The organism is Kitasatospora sp. NPDC042419, assembly GCF_056437345.1.
This window is the reverse complement of record NZ_JBWKAW010000013.1, coordinates 161,668-177,965: the sequence shown is the minus strand read 5'-3', so window position 1 is coordinate 177,965 and position 16,298 is coordinate 161,668. Positions and strand designations below refer to the sequence as shown.

The following is a 16,298-nucleotide window of genomic DNA, read 5'->3' as shown; positions in this document are numbered from 1 at the left end:
AGATGCCCACTTGACGCTGGTGGAACCTGACGCACCTGGGTCCGCCTCGGACGCGTAGTGGCGAAAGACTCGGGGCCGGGCTTGGCAGGTGGCGAAGCACATGAGTGGCAACGGTGACTTTGATTGGCCTGAGGAGCCGGTGTTCTCCCCGGCGGGCGGGTTCCTGATTCAGCATCGATGGGGAGTCACGCGGCCGTTCGAGGTCGTCATTCCCTGGCCCGACGGCGGGCTGGCGAACTTCTGGCGCAGCGACACCATCGAGGCCACCGACGGGGCAATTGCCATGGCCACCCACGAAGGTGACGTATTCGCCGCCTGGATCGGTTCGGGCAACGAAGGCATCAACGTCGCCCGTTTGGCCTTGGCCGGCGATCCTGACAACGGATACAGCGTAGTGGGCCTCGAAAACAAGGTGACCCTGGACAACGATTTCAGTGACGAGACGCCGGCCCTGGCTTCTCACCACGGCAGACTGTTTCTTGCCTGGAAAGGCGTCGGCAACAAGAAGCTCAACCTGATGTTTTCGAGCGACAACGGCAGGACTTTTCAGGGCAAGAAGACCCTGGAGGACCGGAGCGACGCCTCCCCGGCTCTGGCGTCCCACTCGAATCGCCTCTTCCTGGCATGGAAAGGCTCTGGGAACCAGGAACTGAACCTGGCCAAGGTGGTCCTTTTCGGAAGCACTGCCGGGAATTTCGGAATAGAAGGCACTGAAGAGTGGCACCTCATAGGTGAAACGTCACCTCAGGCACCATCCCTCGCATCGCACAAGGGTAGGCTCTTCGTGGCCTGGAGGGGGGCCGGCAACACAGACCTGAACCTCATGTTCTCGACCGACGGCGCCGCTTTCGAAGGAAAGCAGAGCTTTGCCGAGGATGCCGACGAATTCGTATCGATTGCTTCGAGCTCCAGCGGCCTTTTCGTGGCGTGGAAGAAGCTGCAGAGCGCCGGCCTCGGCGGCCCTGTCAAGGTCGCCCGAGTCACCTTGATCGGCACCACGGCCGGAGGGTTCGGCATCGAGGGGCTGCAGAAGGCATCGGCGGGCGTGAAGAGTGTTTTCGCACCGTCCCTTGCAGCCGTCGACGGGAGTCTCGTTCTCGCGTGGCGGAGGGACGACGCTCAACTGGGCTTCATGACCTCCAACGACCGAGGCGGAACCTTCGGAGCCGAGAAGTCCTTCGGCCACGCGTTGCAGTGGCACGGCCCGGCTCGGTTCGGGGCCGGAGAATACGCGGGTGCCACGGTGCTCGAATCCGACTTCCGGGTGGACCCCGAGAACCGGACGGGCAACCTGGAGGTGATCGCGTCACGATCGGACGGTCGCGTCGATCATTTTTGGCGGGACAACACCGGCTCCGTGTGGCACGGTCCGTTCGACATCCCGGTGATTCAGCGGGGCAACGGTGCCTGCGGGCCCAGCATGTACTACAGCGGGGCCTATTTTCTGCAGGAAGATGTCACAGGTATCGACTTCGAAGAGCACGGGCGCAATATTTTCGTCGCGGTGGCACCGAACCTGGAGTCCGGCTTCACCCTCTACTTCCGGATCAACCCGGCGAGCGATGAGGGGGAGGCCATACATTGGAAGGCGGTACAGGGCCACGGCGACAGGCCGGTCGTCGGGCTCGCCATCGCGAAACTGGTCCGACAGCCTGCCGGTGCGACGTTCATGGAGACGGCGTACAAGGATGAGGGCCCTGGGGTGTCCGACGGAGTGCCGAGCATCATTGCGGAGATCACCTATGCCGGCAGGCTGAAACTTCACAAGTTCAACTTTGCCGATTTCGTCGGCCAGCAAGGTGTTTTCGACGGGCCCTCCCTGGAAGGAGTCAGCCCCTTCCCGGCCCTCGACGGAGAGTTCACGGGCCAGCCCGGCCTCCTGGAAGGCGACTACGGATACCGTCCACTGGTGACGGCGCCGTTCCTCGGACACTTCGGAGGCCTGGAGCTCATCGCTCCCAGCAAATTGGGTGGCGCCGTTCATTTCCATCACGACGGCGGCACCAACGGGGGACCCGGCCACGCCGTCGATCAAAAATGGAGCGGCGGTACCCGTATCCCGGGGCCCCTGGTGTACGACGACCTGTCCTTCATCGAAAGCACCTTCGAGTCGAACGACACCCATCACCTGGAGATGGTCGCCCGGACCAAGAACCAGCGCGGGTTCGACTTCTATTTCCGTGACGGGAACCTTCGATGGCACGGCCCACAACGCGTGCCCGCCACGCTCGGCCTGCCGGCCGGCAGATGGCTGGAGAGTACACCCGGCGCCGGTCGGCCGAAGGTCGCCGCAGGCACCAGCCCGACCAGCTGGTACACCACCCCCGAAAACGTCCAACACATCGCCTACGTCGGCGAAGACCAACAAATCCACGAAGTCTTCTGGCACATCGGCGCCACCGACCCACACTGGGAACACAACACACCGAGCGCCGGACAACCAAAAGTCGCCACAGGCACCAGCCCCACCAGCTGGTACACCACCCCCGAAAACGTCCAACACATCGCCTACGTCGGCGAAGACCAACAAATCCACGAAGTCTTCTGGCACATCGGCGCCACCGACCCACACTGGGAACACAACACACCCAGTGCCGGACAACCAAAAGTCGCCACAGGCACCAGCCCCACCAGCTGGTACACCACCCCCGAAAACGTCCAACACATCGCCTACGTCGGCGAAGACCAACAAATCCACGAGGTGTTCTGGATCCCCCGCTTCGTCGACCCTCACTGGGAGCACAACACACCGGGCGCCGGTCGGCCGAAGGTCGCCGCGGGCACCAGTCCGACCAGCTGGTACACCACCCCCGAAAACGTGGAACACATCGCCTACGTAGGCGAGGACTTCCGGATCCACGAGGTCTTCTGGCGGGTCGGTGGTGGCACACAGGTGTGGGACGGGTACAACGCCCCGAGTGCCGGGCGGCCGAAGGTCGCCGCGGGTACGAGCCCCACCAGCTGGTACTCGTATCCGGAGAACGTCCAGCACATCGCCTACGTCGCCGAGGACCAGCAGATCCACGAGGTCTTCCACTGGGTCGGTGGCCGAGGCGGGTGGGAGTACTCCCCTCCTGGCCCCTCTTGGCCGAAGGCGGCCGCGGGTACGAGCCCCACCAGCTGGTACACGTACCCGGAGAACGTCCAGCACATCGCCTACGTCGCCGACGACCAGCAGATCCACGAGGTCTTCTACCATTCCGACGTGCACGGACCGGCCTCGCTGTCACTCGGTGTGCGTTCCCTCACCGGTGCCGAGGAACAGGCCGGCATCCGACTGCACGGATCGACCACCGAGGTGGACTACGAGCAACTCGCCGGCGCCACGCCGAACGAGAATTGGTCCGCGCTCCTGAAGTCACTCAAGGAGCTGGCAACCGCCTACGGTGAACTCCGAGACACGGTCAGCCAGTGCAAGGTCCTCGTCCAGGTGATCCGGGTCTACGAGCGGCTGACCCCGGTGGACCCGGTCAAGTTCCGCCCGCAGCTGGCCGAGGCCCTGTTCCGGCTGTTCTGGAACTTCGGGTCCGGGCCGGTCGGGCCCGCCGCGCTGCCACTCGCGGAACAAGGCGTCCGCGAGTACGAGACCCTGGCCGGCCTCCGTCCGGCCGACTCGACGGCACCCGTCGACTACGACCAACTCGCCGACCTCACACCGAACCAGTACTGGGAGTGGCCCCTGCTCACCGGCGCCCTGCAGAACATGGCCACGGCGCGCCGGGTACCCGAGGACCGCCCCGCCGCAGCAGCGTGGAAGATCAAACAGATCCGGGTCTACGAACGACTGACCACCGTGGACCCCGTGAAGTTCCGCCCGCAGCTGGCCGAGGCCCTGTTCCGACTGTTCTCGACTTTCGGCTCCGGGCCGCTCGGGGCCTCCGCGTTGCCACTCGCGGAACAGGGCGTCCGCGAGTACGAGACCCTGGCCGGCCTCCGTCCGGCCGACTCCACAGCGCCCGTCGACTACGACCACCTCGCCGACTCCGCACCGAACGAGTACTGGCCACTGCTGCCCGGCGCTCTGCAGAACCTGGCCCAGGTCCACAAGGAGCTCGGAGACGTCGCGTTCGGGGCAGGAGTGATGCAACGGCGGGTGCGGGTCTACGAGCGACTGACCACCGTGGACCCGGTCAAGTTCCGCCCGCAGCTGGCCGAGGCCCTGTTCCGGCTGTTCTGGAACTTCGGGTCCGGGCCGGTCGGCGCCGCCGCCTTGCCACTCGCGGAACAGGGCATCCGCGAGTACGAGACCCTGGCCGGCCTGCGCCCGGCCGACTCCACAGCGCCCGTCGACTACGACCACCTCGCCGACTTCACACCGAACCTGTACTGGAGCTGGCCGTTCCTGGCCGGCGCCCTGCAGAACATGGCCACGGCGGCCTGGACGGCTGAGGACCGCCCCGGCGCAGCAGCGTGGAAGATCAAGCAGATCCGCGTCTACGAGCGACTGACCGTGGTGGATCCGGTGAAGTTCCGCCCGCTGATGGCCGAGGCCTTGTTCCGACTGTTCTGGGCCTTCGGGTCCGGACCGGTCGGCGCCGCCGCCTTGCCACTCGCGGAACAAGGCGTCCGCGAGTACGAGACCCTGGCCGGCCTGCGCCCGGCCGACTCCACAGCACCCGTCGACTACGACCACCTCGCCGACTTCACACCGAACCAGTACTGGGAGTGGCCCCTGCTCACCGGCGCCCTGCAGAACATGGCCACGGCGGCCTGGACGGCTGAGGACCGCCCCGGCGCAGCAGCGTGGAAGATCAAGTAGATCCGGGTCTACGAACGACTGACCACCGTGGACCCGGTCAAGTTCCGCCCACAGCTGGCCGAGGCCCTGTTCCGACTCATCTGGAACTTCGGGTCCGAGCCGGTCGGCGCCGCCGCCTTGCCACTCGCGGAACAAGGCGTCCGCGAGTACGAGACCCTGGCCGGCCTGCGCCCGGCCGACTCCACGGCACCCGTCGACTACGACCACCTCGCCGACTCCGCACCGAACGAGTACTGGCCACTGCTGCCCGGCGCCCTGCAGAACCTGGCCCAGGTCGACAAGAAGCTGGGAGACGTGGCGTCCGGGGCAGGAGTGATGCAACGGCGGGTCCGGGTCTACGAGCGGCTGGTACAGCTTGACCCGATCAAGTACCAGACTGCGTTGACGCAGGCCATAGCGGCCGCCGCGGCTTTCGGACCCTAGAGATCGCTTTCCTCTCTCCCGCCGGCCGGGGCGTCCGCGAGCGGGTTCCCCGGCCCGCCGTCGGGCCCTGCTGCCCCGCCCCACCCCGCCCCGGGTAGGAGCTCGGCCCGGTGGACTTCGCGCGCGCACCATCGCGCGATCCGGCGCGCAGGAACGGGACGGCGCACCTCATCACGCCCGGCACGCGCCTACAGGCGGGCCGCCGGATTCGGGACATGACCCGGGGACGGTCCGAGCGGCGACGGAGGACGGATGTTCGCGGACGGGCGTGGGGTGCCGGGGCTGGAGCGGCGGGCCCGGGCGATCGACGAGAGCCTCGCCGCCAACCTGGCCGAACATCTCGCCCGGAGCCGACTCGTCCCCGACCTGGACGGCGTACCTGCGCCACCGGCGGGCGGGTGTGAGCGGTCGCGGGCGGGTGTGAGCGGGTGTCAGCGCCCGGTGGCCTCGGCATCAGAGGTGGGTGCTGTCCCGGAGCCGGGGTGGGGTGCGGGCTCGGGCTCGGGTTCGGCGAGGAGCAGAGAGTTGAGGTCGGCCCAGGAGATGCCCTGCGCCACCGCGGTGGCGGTGCCCGGGCCGAGCAGTTCACGGGCGGCCCGGCCGGCCAGGCCGTAGGCGGCTTCGGCGATCGAGGATCCGGCGCTGACCCGGGCCACTCCGGCGGCGGCGAGTTCGGGGACGGCGGGCGTGCGGTGGTCGGCCAGGACGTTCACCGGCAGCGGCGCGGCCCGCACCAGCGCCTGCACCGCCGGAAGGTCCAGCACCCCGAGGACGAAGATCCCGTCGGCTCCGGCCTGCGCGTAGGCGCGGGCCCGGGCGAGGGTCTCGTCGAGCCAGGCCGAGCGGTCGGCCTGGGAGAGGCGGTGGGTGTCGATGCGGGCGTTGACGAACAGTGGGACGCCCGCCTCGTCGGCCGCCGCACGGGCGGCGGCGATCCGCTCGGCCTGCTCGCGGATCGGGCGCAGCGTGTCCTCCAGGTTGATGCCGACGGCGCCGGCGGCCAGGACGCCGCGTACGGTCTGTGCGACTCCGGCGGGGTCGGTGGCGTAGCCGCGTTCGATGTCGGCGGTGACGGGTACGGCCACGGCGGCGGTGATGCGGGCGAGGGCGGCGAGGGCGTGGTCGCGGTCGAGGTGTCCGCCGTCGCCGTAGCCGAGGGACCAGGCCACTCCCGCGCTCGTCGTGGCGACCGCTCGCGCGCCCTCGGCGGCCACCACGCGGGCGGACGCGGCGTCCCACGCGTTGGGCAGGACGACGGGGCGGCCCGGTACGTGGAGCGAGCGGAAGAGCCGGGCCTTGTCGAGCAACGTTGTCACGGGGGGCATTCCACCACGGCGCTCCGGCGGCCCGGAAGGCCCGACCGGCCCCGCCACCAGCCGGTCCGCCCGGCGGGGCCCCGGTTCCTGTGACGACCAGGATGACCAGGGCGACCAGGGCAACCCGGGTGACCCGGGTGACCGGGACGACCGGGGCGACGCGACTGACAGGGACGACAGGGACGACCGTCAGGCCGCCGTCACCGGGAGCGCGTTCGCGGCGGACCGGCGAACGGCACCGGGGCGCGTCGTCATGCCTGGCCGGTCGGACTCAGCTCGCGTTCCAGGGCGGACAGGGCGAACGTGTGCGCGGAGGCGTCCTGCCAGCGCTGCCGCCCGAACATCACGTCGGCGGAGAGCCCGTTGAGCATGGCCACCGCCCTGATGACGAACTCGGGGAGGTCCACGTCGGCGAACCGTCCCAGGGCCCGGCCCTCCAGAACGATGGCTTCCAGACGCTCCTCCCAGACGTCGGACAGTGCAGTGAGGAGCTGCCGGCCGGCGTCGTCGTGACGCTGGGCCAGCACCTGCGTCCACAGGGCGTAGCGTTCGTCGCCCTGGTGGCGGGGCAGGTAGAAGCGGACGAACAGCTCCAGCTTCTCGGCGGGGGACGCCGTCCCGTCCGCGGCCTGCTGGAACCGGCTCCCGAGATCCGCTTCGCTCCATGCGAGGACTTCGAGCAGGAGGCGGTCCTTCTTGCCGAAGTGGTAGAGGATGTGCCCGGTGCTCATGCCGGCCCGTGCGGCGATGTCCGACATCCGCACGGCCGCGGTGCCCTTCTCGGCGATGGCGCTGATGGCGGCCCGCATCGCCCGTCCCCGCGCCTCGTCGCCGCTGGGTTGACGCTTCCGGTCGACCGGGCTCCGTTCAGGCCGGGGGGCGGCGCCCGCCTCGGTGTCCGTGGCGGGCCCCGGCGCGCCTTCCGGTGAGAGGTGGTGCTGCGGCCGCTCGGGTCCGGTCTGTGGCGTCGGCATGGTCTCACCCTAGGTTCTGGGGATCTAGATCCGTAGTCTAGACTGAAAATCTAGTCAGTGCGACCGAGAGCACGACGGCCGCGTGCGCGCGGTCGGCCCGACGCCCGGCGGTTCGCCTGTCCGACCCCCCACCACCCAGGAGGCACCCGCATGACGCGCGGATTCGACGTTGTGGAGACCTGTATCGCCGACCTGCGCGCGGCGCTGGAGAAGGGCGAGACCACCGCGGTCGGGCTGCTCGACGCCTACCTCGCGCGGATCGAGGCGTACGACCGGCCCGGTACCGCCACCGCCCTCAACGCGATGGTCGTGATGAACCCGGACGCCCGCGCCGAAGCGGAGGCCTCCGACGCCCGCCGCGCACGCGGCGAGACGCTCGGCCCGCTGGACGGCATCCCGTACACCGCGAAGGACAGCTACCTCGCGAAGGGACTGACGGCCGCGGCCGGCTCGCCCGCGTTCGAACACCTCGTCGCCCAGCACGACGCCTTCGCCGTCGAGCGGCTGCGCGCGGGCGGAGCCGTCCTCATCGGCCTCACCAACATGCCGCCGATGGCGAACGGCGGCATGCAGCGCGGCGTGTACGGCCGCGCGGAGAGCCCGTACAGCGCCGACTGGCTCACCAGCGCCTACGGCTCCGGCTCCTCCAACGGCTCGGGCACCGCGACGGCGGCGTCGTTCGGCGCGTTCGGCCTCGGCGAGGAGACCTGGTCGTCGGGCCGGGCACCCGCGTCGAACAACGCCCTGTGCGCCTACACGCCCAGCCGCGGCGTGATCTCGGTCCGCGGCAACTGGCCACTCGTACCGACCATGGACGTCGTGGTCCCCCACACCCGCACCATGGCCGACCTGCTCGAACTGCTCGACGTCGTCGTGGCCGACGACCCGCAGACGCGCGGCGACCTGTGGCGCGCACAGCCGTGGGTGCCACTGCCCTCACCCTCGCAGGTGCGCCCCGCCTCGTACCCGGCACTCGCACCCGCGGACGCCCGGACGGCACGCGCCGCGCTCGCCGGCAAGCGCGTCGGCGTACCCGCGATGTACATCAACGCCGACCCCGACGCCGGAACGAACCCCGACGGAGGCATCGGCGGCCCGACCGGCCGGCGGATCGACACGCGCCCCTCGGTGATCGCCCTGTGGGAAGCCGCACGCCGCGACCTGGAGGCGGCCGGCGCCGAGGTGGTCGAGGTCGACTTCCCCGTCGTGTCGAACTACGAGTCCGACCGCCCCGGCGCGCCCACGCTGTCCACCCGCGGCCTGGTCGGCCGCGACTACCTCACCGTCGAGATCGAGGACCTGTCCGCCTGGGCGTGGGACGACTTCCTGCGCGCCAACGGCGACCCCGCGCTCTCCACCCTGGCCGAGGTCGACGCCGCCGACATCTGGCCCAAGCAGCAGGGCGAACTCCCCGACCGCTACACCGGCTTCGACGACACGATCGAGGACTACCCGCGCCTCGTGCGCGAGCGCCCGTACGCGTCCTTCACCGACATGCCGCACCTCGAAGAGGGGCTGCGCGGGCTTGAGGAGACCCGCCGGCTCGACCTGGAGCAGTGGATGGACGGCCTGCGCCTGGACGCGGTGGTGTTCCCCGCCGTCGCCGACGTGGGGCCCTCGGACATGGACGTCTCCGAGGCCTCCGCCGACCTCGGCTGGCGCAACGGCGTCTGGGTCGCGAACGGCAACCTGGTGCCCCGCCACCTCGGCATCCCGACGGTCACCGTGCCCATGGGCACCATGACGGACACCGGCATGCCCGTCGGACTGACCTTCGCGGGCCGCGCCTACGACGACAACGCGCTGCTGACCCTCGCCGCGGCCTTCGAGGCGACCGGCAGCCGGCGGACGGCGCCCCCGCGCACGCCGCGGCTGCCTGCGGAGTGACGTGACGGCGCCGCCGGCCTGAACAGCGGACAGGGGCCGGAAGACCGGGGAAGGTCCTCCGGTCCCTGTCCGCGTGCCGCCTTGACGCCCTGTGACCCGTCCCGGTGAAGCTTGGCCGTTCCCGAGAAGTCTGACCACGCCGCTTCTAAGCTCGGGCCCGGCTTCGTACCCCTAGCGAACGGGAGACCCACATGGCCGAGCAGACCGACCTGATCCTCCACGGCGGCGAGATCGTCACCCTCGAAGAGGGCGGCGGCGCCCCGCCGGAGGCGGTGGCCGTCAAGGACGGCGTGATCGTCTTCGTCGGCGGCCGTCAGGAGGCGCTGGACCACTGGAGCGGCCCGCACACCGTCGTGCGTGACCTCGAAGGTCGCGCCCTGCTGCCCGGGTTCATCGACGCGCACGGGCATCTCGGCGGCATCGGCCTGCAGGCCGTCATCGCCAACCTTCTGGCCGCCCCCGACGGCGACGTCACCGACCTCGACTCGCTGAAGGAGAAGCTCCGCGCCTGGGCCACGAGCCCGGTGGGAGCGGACTCCGAGTGGATCATCGGGTTCGGGTACGACGACGCGATGCTCACCGAAGGCCGGCACCCCACCCGCGACGACCTCGACGAGGTGTCGACGGACCGCCCGGTGCTGGCCATCCACCAGTCGTTCCACCTCGGTGCGGTGAACAGCGCCGGCCTGCGGTGGCTCCGCTACTCCGCCGCCACACCGGACCCCCAGGGCGGGGTGATCCGGCGGCGCGAGCTCGCGGTCCCGCCCTCGCACGGCGAGCCCGACGGCGTGCTGGAGGAGAAGGCGTTCACCCCGGCCTCGGACCTGGCCCTCGCCGGGCTGCCGGAACGCGAGCTGAACGCCCTGTTCGTCACCGGCGCGGCCGCGGCGGCGGCCTTCGGCTTCACCACCGTCCAGGAGGGCGGCACCACCCTCGCCAACCTCAAGGCGCTGCGCGACACGGCCGCCGCCGTGCCGCTGCCGGTCGACGTGGTCGCGTACGTGAAGGCCGACGAGGTGACCCCCTCCGGATCGGACGACCCGATCGGGGTGAGCGACGAGTACGTGAACGGCGTCCGCGCGGCCGGGGTGAAGCTGGTCCTGGACGGCTCACCGCAGGGGCGCACCGCGTGGCTCACCCGCCCGTACCTGACGCCGCCGGACGGGAAAGGGTCCGACTACTGCGGGTACCCGGCCGTGCCGGACGACGCGGTCGTGGCCAAGCAGGTCGGCACGGCGGTCGAGCGGGGGTGGCAGGTGCTGGCGCACGTCAACGGCGACGCGGCGATCGACCAGTTCCTGCAGGCCGTCAAGGAGGCCGGGCCGGGCCGGCGGCCGACCGTGGCGATCCACGCGCAGCTGGCCAGCCAGGACCAGGTCGAGGCGTTCGCCCGGCTGGGGATCACGCCGTCCTTCTTCTCGATGCACACCTACTACTGGGGCGACTGGTACCGCGAGACGGTCCTCGGCGAGGACCGGGCGGTGAACATCTCCCCCGCCCGCTGGGCCCTCGACCGGGGCATCCGCTACACCTCGCACCACGACGCCCCGGTGGCGCTGCCGAACTCGATCGCCGTGCTGTCCAGCCAGGTGACCCGGCGCACCCGCAGCGGCACCGTCCTCGGCCCCCACCAGCAGGTGTCCGCCCTGGACGCGGTCCGCGCGATCACCGTCAACGCCGCCCACCAGTACGGCGAGGAGAGCCGCAAGGGCAGCATCGAGGTCGGCAAACTCGCCGACCTGGTGATCCTCAGCGCGAACCCGCTGACGATCGACCCGGAGGAGATCCGCGACATCAAGGTGACCGAGACCATCAAGGCCGGCACCACCGTGCACCCTCCCCTTCCGGCCGGACGGGTCTCCGGGACCCCGTCGACCGCACCCACCCCGCAGTGGGGCTGCTCCTGCTGAACCGGCGGCACCCCGGCCCACCACGCCCGGCGGCCCCGGCCGCCGGGCGTTCACCGTCCCAGCCGCCCGGCCTCCCGTGACGACTCCCGCACCCGATTTCCACGCCGAGCCACCCCCGCCCCGGACCCGCCCCGACGCCGCGCGACTGGCGTTGACCGAACGTCTACCGGCCGGTGGTCGACTCTGAGCACCAACCCCTTCGAGGTCCTGGAGGACCATCGTGATCAAGCGTGTAGTGGTCGGCGTGGCGGCAGCTGCGCTGTTCAGTCTCGGCACCGGCGTGGCACTCGCGAATTCGGGCGTGGACAGCACCGCGCGACCGTTGGCGAGCTACACGACGCCTGTGGTTTCCGACCCCTCCGACCCCCGCGGCACGGAGGCCGCGAATGTCCCGGACGCCTGGATCGGCCACGAGGAACACCGCGTACTGGCAGGGGAATCCCTCCGGAACCCGCGCCCGAACACCGCCGTGTGGGAGTACCGCCCGAACGGGCACCTCGTGACCGCAGCGAGCTGGTTCGACAAGCCCCGTGAGCGCGAGATGTAGTTCGGCACGTCCGCCCCACCAGCGCGGAGTCGCTGGTGGGGCCCTATCGTTGCAACGGCAACGGCAACGGCACGTGCTGTCGCTCCGGGTGGGGTCCCTCCTGGGATCGCGGCATGTCAGCAGGCGAACACGTGACCGGGTCCTCGTTCTCCGTTTGCCGAGGCCGTGGTGAAACGCGACCCGGAGCGCTTTCGCGGCGAGGACGACGAATTCGACTCCCTGATACTGGAGTTGGCGCTCAGCACCGTTGTGCTCGGCGAACCCGCGCAGGAACTCCGCGCGAAGTTCGTGGAGTTGACCCGCAAGGGTTCGGGAAGCGCGGAAGTGCCCGCCGGGCTCGTGCAGCACAGCGCCCTGGGCCTGCGTTCGGACTCGAGTCATCCCCGACATGGCTCTCCTGTACCGGGCCTTGGAGCTCGTCGGCGCAGATCCGGAAGCCGAATTCCGCAGGTCTCACCAACCGCTTCCCGTGCCCTTGGACGGGAACCTCCTCGAATTCGTCGCGAGGGAGCCGCGGAATCGGTCACTGCAGAGCATGCTCTGTCACGAGGAAGGCGAAGGAGCCGGCTTCGGATTCGTCTGCGACTGGTAGTGATCCTCGGCTGACCCTCGCATCACCGTGGTGCGATCCGGGCGGCCACCTCCGACGAGTGCCGGAGAGCTTCGTCCATGGCCGGGACTGCCCCGGCAAGTGAGCGGCGGATGGTGACGGCCTCGCGAATTGCGGCCAGGGCCTCCACCTGGCGGCCGGCCTCGTCCAGATCGAGGCAGAGGTTGTGGAGGCTCGCCGCGAGGGCGGGCAGGTGGGCACCCGGGTTGGCCCGGGCGAGTTCGCGGCCGATGGCGACGGCTTCGTGCCGCGTGGCCAGGGCTTCTTCCTGGTGACCGAGCGCTCTCGCCCCGCCGGCCAGGGTGTTGAGGGCCTTGGCGAGGTTCGGCAGGTGGGCGGCGGGGTTCGAACTCGTCAGGGTCCGGTAGTGGCCGACGGCCTCCCGGGCGGCGGCCAGTGCCTCCTCATGGCGGCCGAGCGGTCCCGATCGGTGGGCCAGGGTGTTGAGGGCCACGGCGAGGTCGGGGAGGTGGGCGTCGGGGCTCGCCTCGGCCAGCGCACGGTAGTGGCCGACCGCCTCCCGGGCGGCGGCCAGGGCCTCCTCGCCGCGGCCCGCGTTTCCCAGGTGCAGGGCGAGGTTGTTGAGGGCCACCGCAAGGCCGGGCAGGTACGCGGCGGGATTCGCTCTCACCAGCGCACGGCGGATGGCGGTGGCTTCCACGCTGGCGGCCAGGCTCTCCTCCCACCGCGCCATGTCCGCCAGGGCGACCGAGAGGTTGTTGAGGACGGCGGCGAGGTCGGGCAGGTGGGCGTCGGGGTTCAATTTCGCCAGGATCCGGTGGATACCGGCCGCCTCCGTGGCGACGGCCAGTGCCTCCTCCCGGCGCCCCGCCGCTCTCAGCTGGAGCGCCAGGTTGTTGAGGGCCTTGGGGAGATTGCGCAGGTGGGCGCCGGGGTTCGCCTTCGCCAAGGTCCGGTAGTGGTCGGCCGCCTCCGTGGCGACAGCCAGTGCCTCCTCCCGGCGCCCCGCCGCTCTCAAGTGGAGGGCCAGGTTGTTGAGGGCCGCGGCGAGGTCGGGCAGGTGGGCGCCGGGGTTCGTCTCCGCCAAGGTCCGGTACTGGCCGGCCGCCTCCAGGGCGACAGCCAGGCTCTCCTCCCACCGGCCCACCTCGCCGAGTCGGCTGGCGAGGCTGGTCAGCGCGAGGGCGAGGAGGGGAAGGTCGGCGTCGGGGTTCGCCTCCGCCAACGCGCGGCCGATCTCGGCGGCCTCCTGGACGACCGTCACGGCCTCCTCCCGCCGCCCCACGTCCGCCAGGCTGTTGGAGAGGTTGTGGAGTGCTCCGGAGAGGGCGCGCAGGCGGGTTTCGGAACTCACGCTCGCCAGCGCTCTGCTGATCTCGGCGGCCTCCTGGGCGGCGGTCAGGGCCTCCTCCCGCCGCCCCACCGCGGTGAGGCGGACGGAGAGCGTGCCGAGGACCTTGGCGAGGTCTGGCAGGTGGGCGTCGGGGTTCGTCGTCGCGGTCGCGCGGAAGACCGCTGTGGCCTCCTGGCTGACGCTCAGGGCCTTCTGCGGCTGGCCCATCCTCGCCAGCCCGATGGAGAGGTTGTTGAGGGCCGCGGCGAGGTTGGGCAGGTAGGCGTCGGCGTCGGCTCGCGCCATCGTGCTGCCGATCGCGGTGGCCTCCTGGGCCGCGGTCAGGGCCTCTTCCCACCGGCCCAGCTCCCCCAGACGCAGGACCAGGTTGGTGAGGGCGGTACCGAGGTTGGCCAGGTTCGCGTCGGGCTCCGCCGTCGCCAGCGCACGGCAGCGGTCGACGAGGTTCCGGGTGAGCCGGACGGCCGCGACTTCGAGACGGCGGCTGGAGTGCGGCAGGAGACCGGTCAGCACGATCAGATCGTCGACACGGGTGGAGGGCGCGGCGGCGACCGCCAGAAGGGCCGTGACGAAGGGGGCGAAGTTGTCGGTGCGGGTGGCGGCCCTGATGATCTCCCCGGCCAGGAAGCGGTGGTGACGGACACACAGGTCGGTGAGCCGGGCGTCGAGGCGGTCGTGGAAGACGGGGTGGGCGGCGGCGCGGCTGTAGACGGCGAGGAGTTGTGCGGTCTGGGCGTCATCCGCGCCGTCGAGCAGGTGCTCGGCGAGGTCCGGGTCGTCGTCGAGGACGCGTCCGATGTGGCGTTCGGCCAGGCGGTCGGGCTGGAGCGTGCCCCATGGAGGTCCGCCCGGCGCGGGTGCGGGGTAGAGGGCGGTGAGCCAGGCGGTGATGCGGTTGCGGCGGTCGCGGGTCTGGTCGGCGAGGGCTGGCAGGCGTCGCCAGAGCCGGTCGGCCTGTTCGCGGTCGGCGGCGCCGGCGAGGTGGGCGGCGGCGAGCCCGGTCTCCAGGGTGGTGAGGCTGAGGGCCGGGGCGAGGACGAGGACGGCTTGTCGCCAGTAGCGGCGCTCGTGTGTGAGGAGGCGGTCCTCGACGAGGTCGGCCTCCTGCCGCACGGGGCCCGCCTCCGCTTGGCCCCGGGAGTCCTGGGGGCGGGGTTCGGCGGTGTCGAGGAGGTCGGCGAGGGCGGTCATGTGGAGGGTGAGGGCGTTGCCGTAGGCGTCGGGGTCCAGCCGCGGCGGTCGCAGGGCGCGGGCGAGGGCGGGCCAGTCGCGGGCGGGAAGGCCGTCCACCTGCGGGAGGGCGTCGGCGAGGGCCCGAGCGGCGTCGCGGTAGCGGTCGTGCCGGTTCTCGGGGGTGTCGTCGAGGGGGGCGAGGCGGTGGGTGCGGGCGGTGGCCAGGTGGTCCTCGGCGAGGCTGGTGGCGGTGGCGGCCTGGTGCCACCAGTCGCCGTCGGTGCGGGCGAGGAGGAGCAGTTTGAGGGGGGTGCCGGCCGAGTGGTCGGCGGCGGCCTCGACGAGGGAGGCGAGCTGGTCGGCGCGGTTCTCGGCGTAGTCGAGGACGACCAGGAGCGGCTTGGCGGCGTGGCGGATCTCGCGCAGTCGTTCCGGGCCGGCGCTGGTGCGGGGCCACAGGACGGCCCAGCCGTCGGTGGCCAGTCGGTGGGCGAGGTGGTGGGCGAGGCGGGTCTTGCCCTGTCCACCGGGGCCGTGGAGGAGCCAGGCGCCGAAGCCGCCGAGGCGGCACCAGGCGGTGAGTTCGGTGAGGAGATCGTGGCGGCCGTGGAAGGGGACGATCTGGTGGCGGGCCTGGAGGAGGGCGGCGGGCGAGGGCAGCCGCTGGGTGCGGTCGGGGTCCTGGGCCCGGTCGGCGAGGTCCTGGTACTCGATGGCTTGCAGTCCGCCGCTGGGGCCGACTCCGTACTCGGCGAGGGCGGCGCGGAATCCGGGGTCGTGGTGCAGGACGTAGGCGGGGACGGCGTTCAGCCGGCCGTGGGCGGAGTGCGCCCGGTCCGCCGCCACGACGCCGGTCAGGAGCCGGTCGCAGAACACGGCGGCGCCGGACAGGCCTGCGAAGGGTGACGTCCCGTCGGCCGGCCACCGCGGCGGGTACTGGTCGAGGTCGACGACGTGCTGGTTTCCGACGAAGCCGGTGCCCGGGTTGAGCCGGCCGCGCAGTTGCTCTGTCTCCACGGCCCGTCCGGGTCGCTGGGCGGCGTCGGGTGTGCCCCAGGTCTCGCAGGGCAGGCCCGGGCGGTCGGTGACGGCGCGGCCCCAGCGCACCGGGGTGGCGGGCGGCTGCCCGTGAGGGCTGTCGTGGACGAGGACGAGCGCGGCGTCGTCGCGTCCGCCGGGGGTGCCCGCCCACACGACCCGACCGGTCGCGGCGCCGTTGCCGCCGGGGTGGAACACCTGCACCCTGCGGGCGAAGGGTCCGGTGACGTGCGCGGAGGTCAGGACCAGGCGGCCACCGACCGCGTATCCGGACCCTCGCCCGCCCGGCCCGTCCACTCCGGCGAGACGTATGCGCTCCACCCGTGCCCCCATGGCTCGGCTCTGT

General features: G+C 71.2%; 8 protein-coding genes. 5 read left to right on the top strand and 3 right to left on the bottom strand.

The genetic code is table 11. The features are described 5' to 3' along the window. Positions 1-88: 88 nt before the first annotated feature. Both AC067J_RS24160 and AC067J_RS24155 read left to right on the top strand, forming a co-directional pair. A complete protein-coding gene (locus AC067J_RS24160) occupies positions 89-4,759 on the top strand; it encodes a hypothetical protein (protein ID WP_478302401.1) in 4,671 nt (1,556 codons plus the stop codon). Between the two features lie 27 nt (positions 4,760-4,786). Then, positions 4,787-5,182: a hypothetical protein gene (locus tag AC067J_RS24155; protein ID WP_478302399.1), complete on the top strand. Its 396-nt coding sequence runs from the start codon at positions 4,787-4,789 to the stop codon at positions 5,180-5,182. A gap of 431 nt (positions 5,183-5,613) precedes the next feature. Here AC067J_RS24155 and AC067J_RS24150 read toward each other — a convergent pair whose 3' ends face one another. Both AC067J_RS24150 and AC067J_RS24145 read right to left on the bottom strand, forming a co-directional pair. Next, on the bottom strand, positions 5,614-6,507 hold the full coding sequence (locus tag AC067J_RS24150; RefSeq protein WP_478302397.1) for an isocitrate lyase/PEP mutase family protein: 894 nt from the start codon (positions 6,505-6,507) through the stop codon (positions 5,614-5,616). Between the two features lie 242 nt (positions 6,508-6,749). After that, the gene (locus AC067J_RS24145) at positions 6,750-7,472 is read right to left on the bottom strand and encodes a TetR/AcrR family transcriptional regulator (protein WP_478302395.1); all 723 of its coding nucleotides are present in this window, start codon (positions 7,470-7,472) and stop codon (positions 6,750-6,752) included. Between the two features lie 150 nt (positions 7,473-7,622). Between AC067J_RS24145 and AC067J_RS24140 the strand changes: the two genes are divergently transcribed. From AC067J_RS24140 to AC067J_RS24130, 3 genes are all read left to right on the top strand, one after another. Continuing rightward, the gene (locus AC067J_RS24140; RefSeq protein WP_478302393.1) at positions 7,623-9,359 is read left to right on the top strand and encodes an amidase; all 1,737 of its coding nucleotides are present in this window, start codon (positions 7,623-7,625) and stop codon (positions 9,357-9,359) included. Positions 9,360-9,550: 191 nt separating this feature from the next. Next, positions 9,551-11,269: an amidohydrolase gene (locus AC067J_RS24135; protein ID WP_478302391.1), complete on the top strand. Its 1,719-nt coding sequence runs from the start codon at positions 9,551-9,553 to the stop codon at positions 11,267-11,269. Between the two features lie 220 nt (positions 11,270-11,489). Further along, complete coding sequence (locus AC067J_RS24130; protein WP_478302389.1) at positions 11,490-11,816, top strand: hypothetical protein; 327 nt, start codon at positions 11,490-11,492, stop codon at positions 11,814-11,816. Positions 11,817-12,430: 614 nt separating this feature from the next. Here AC067J_RS24130 and AC067J_RS24125 read toward each other — a convergent pair. Next, the gene (locus AC067J_RS24125) at positions 12,431-16,273 is read right to left on the bottom strand and encodes a tetratricopeptide repeat protein (RefSeq protein WP_478302388.1); all 3,843 of its coding nucleotides are present in this window, start codon (positions 16,271-16,273) and stop codon (positions 12,431-12,433) included. Between the last annotated feature and the right edge of the window lie 25 nt (positions 16,274-16,298).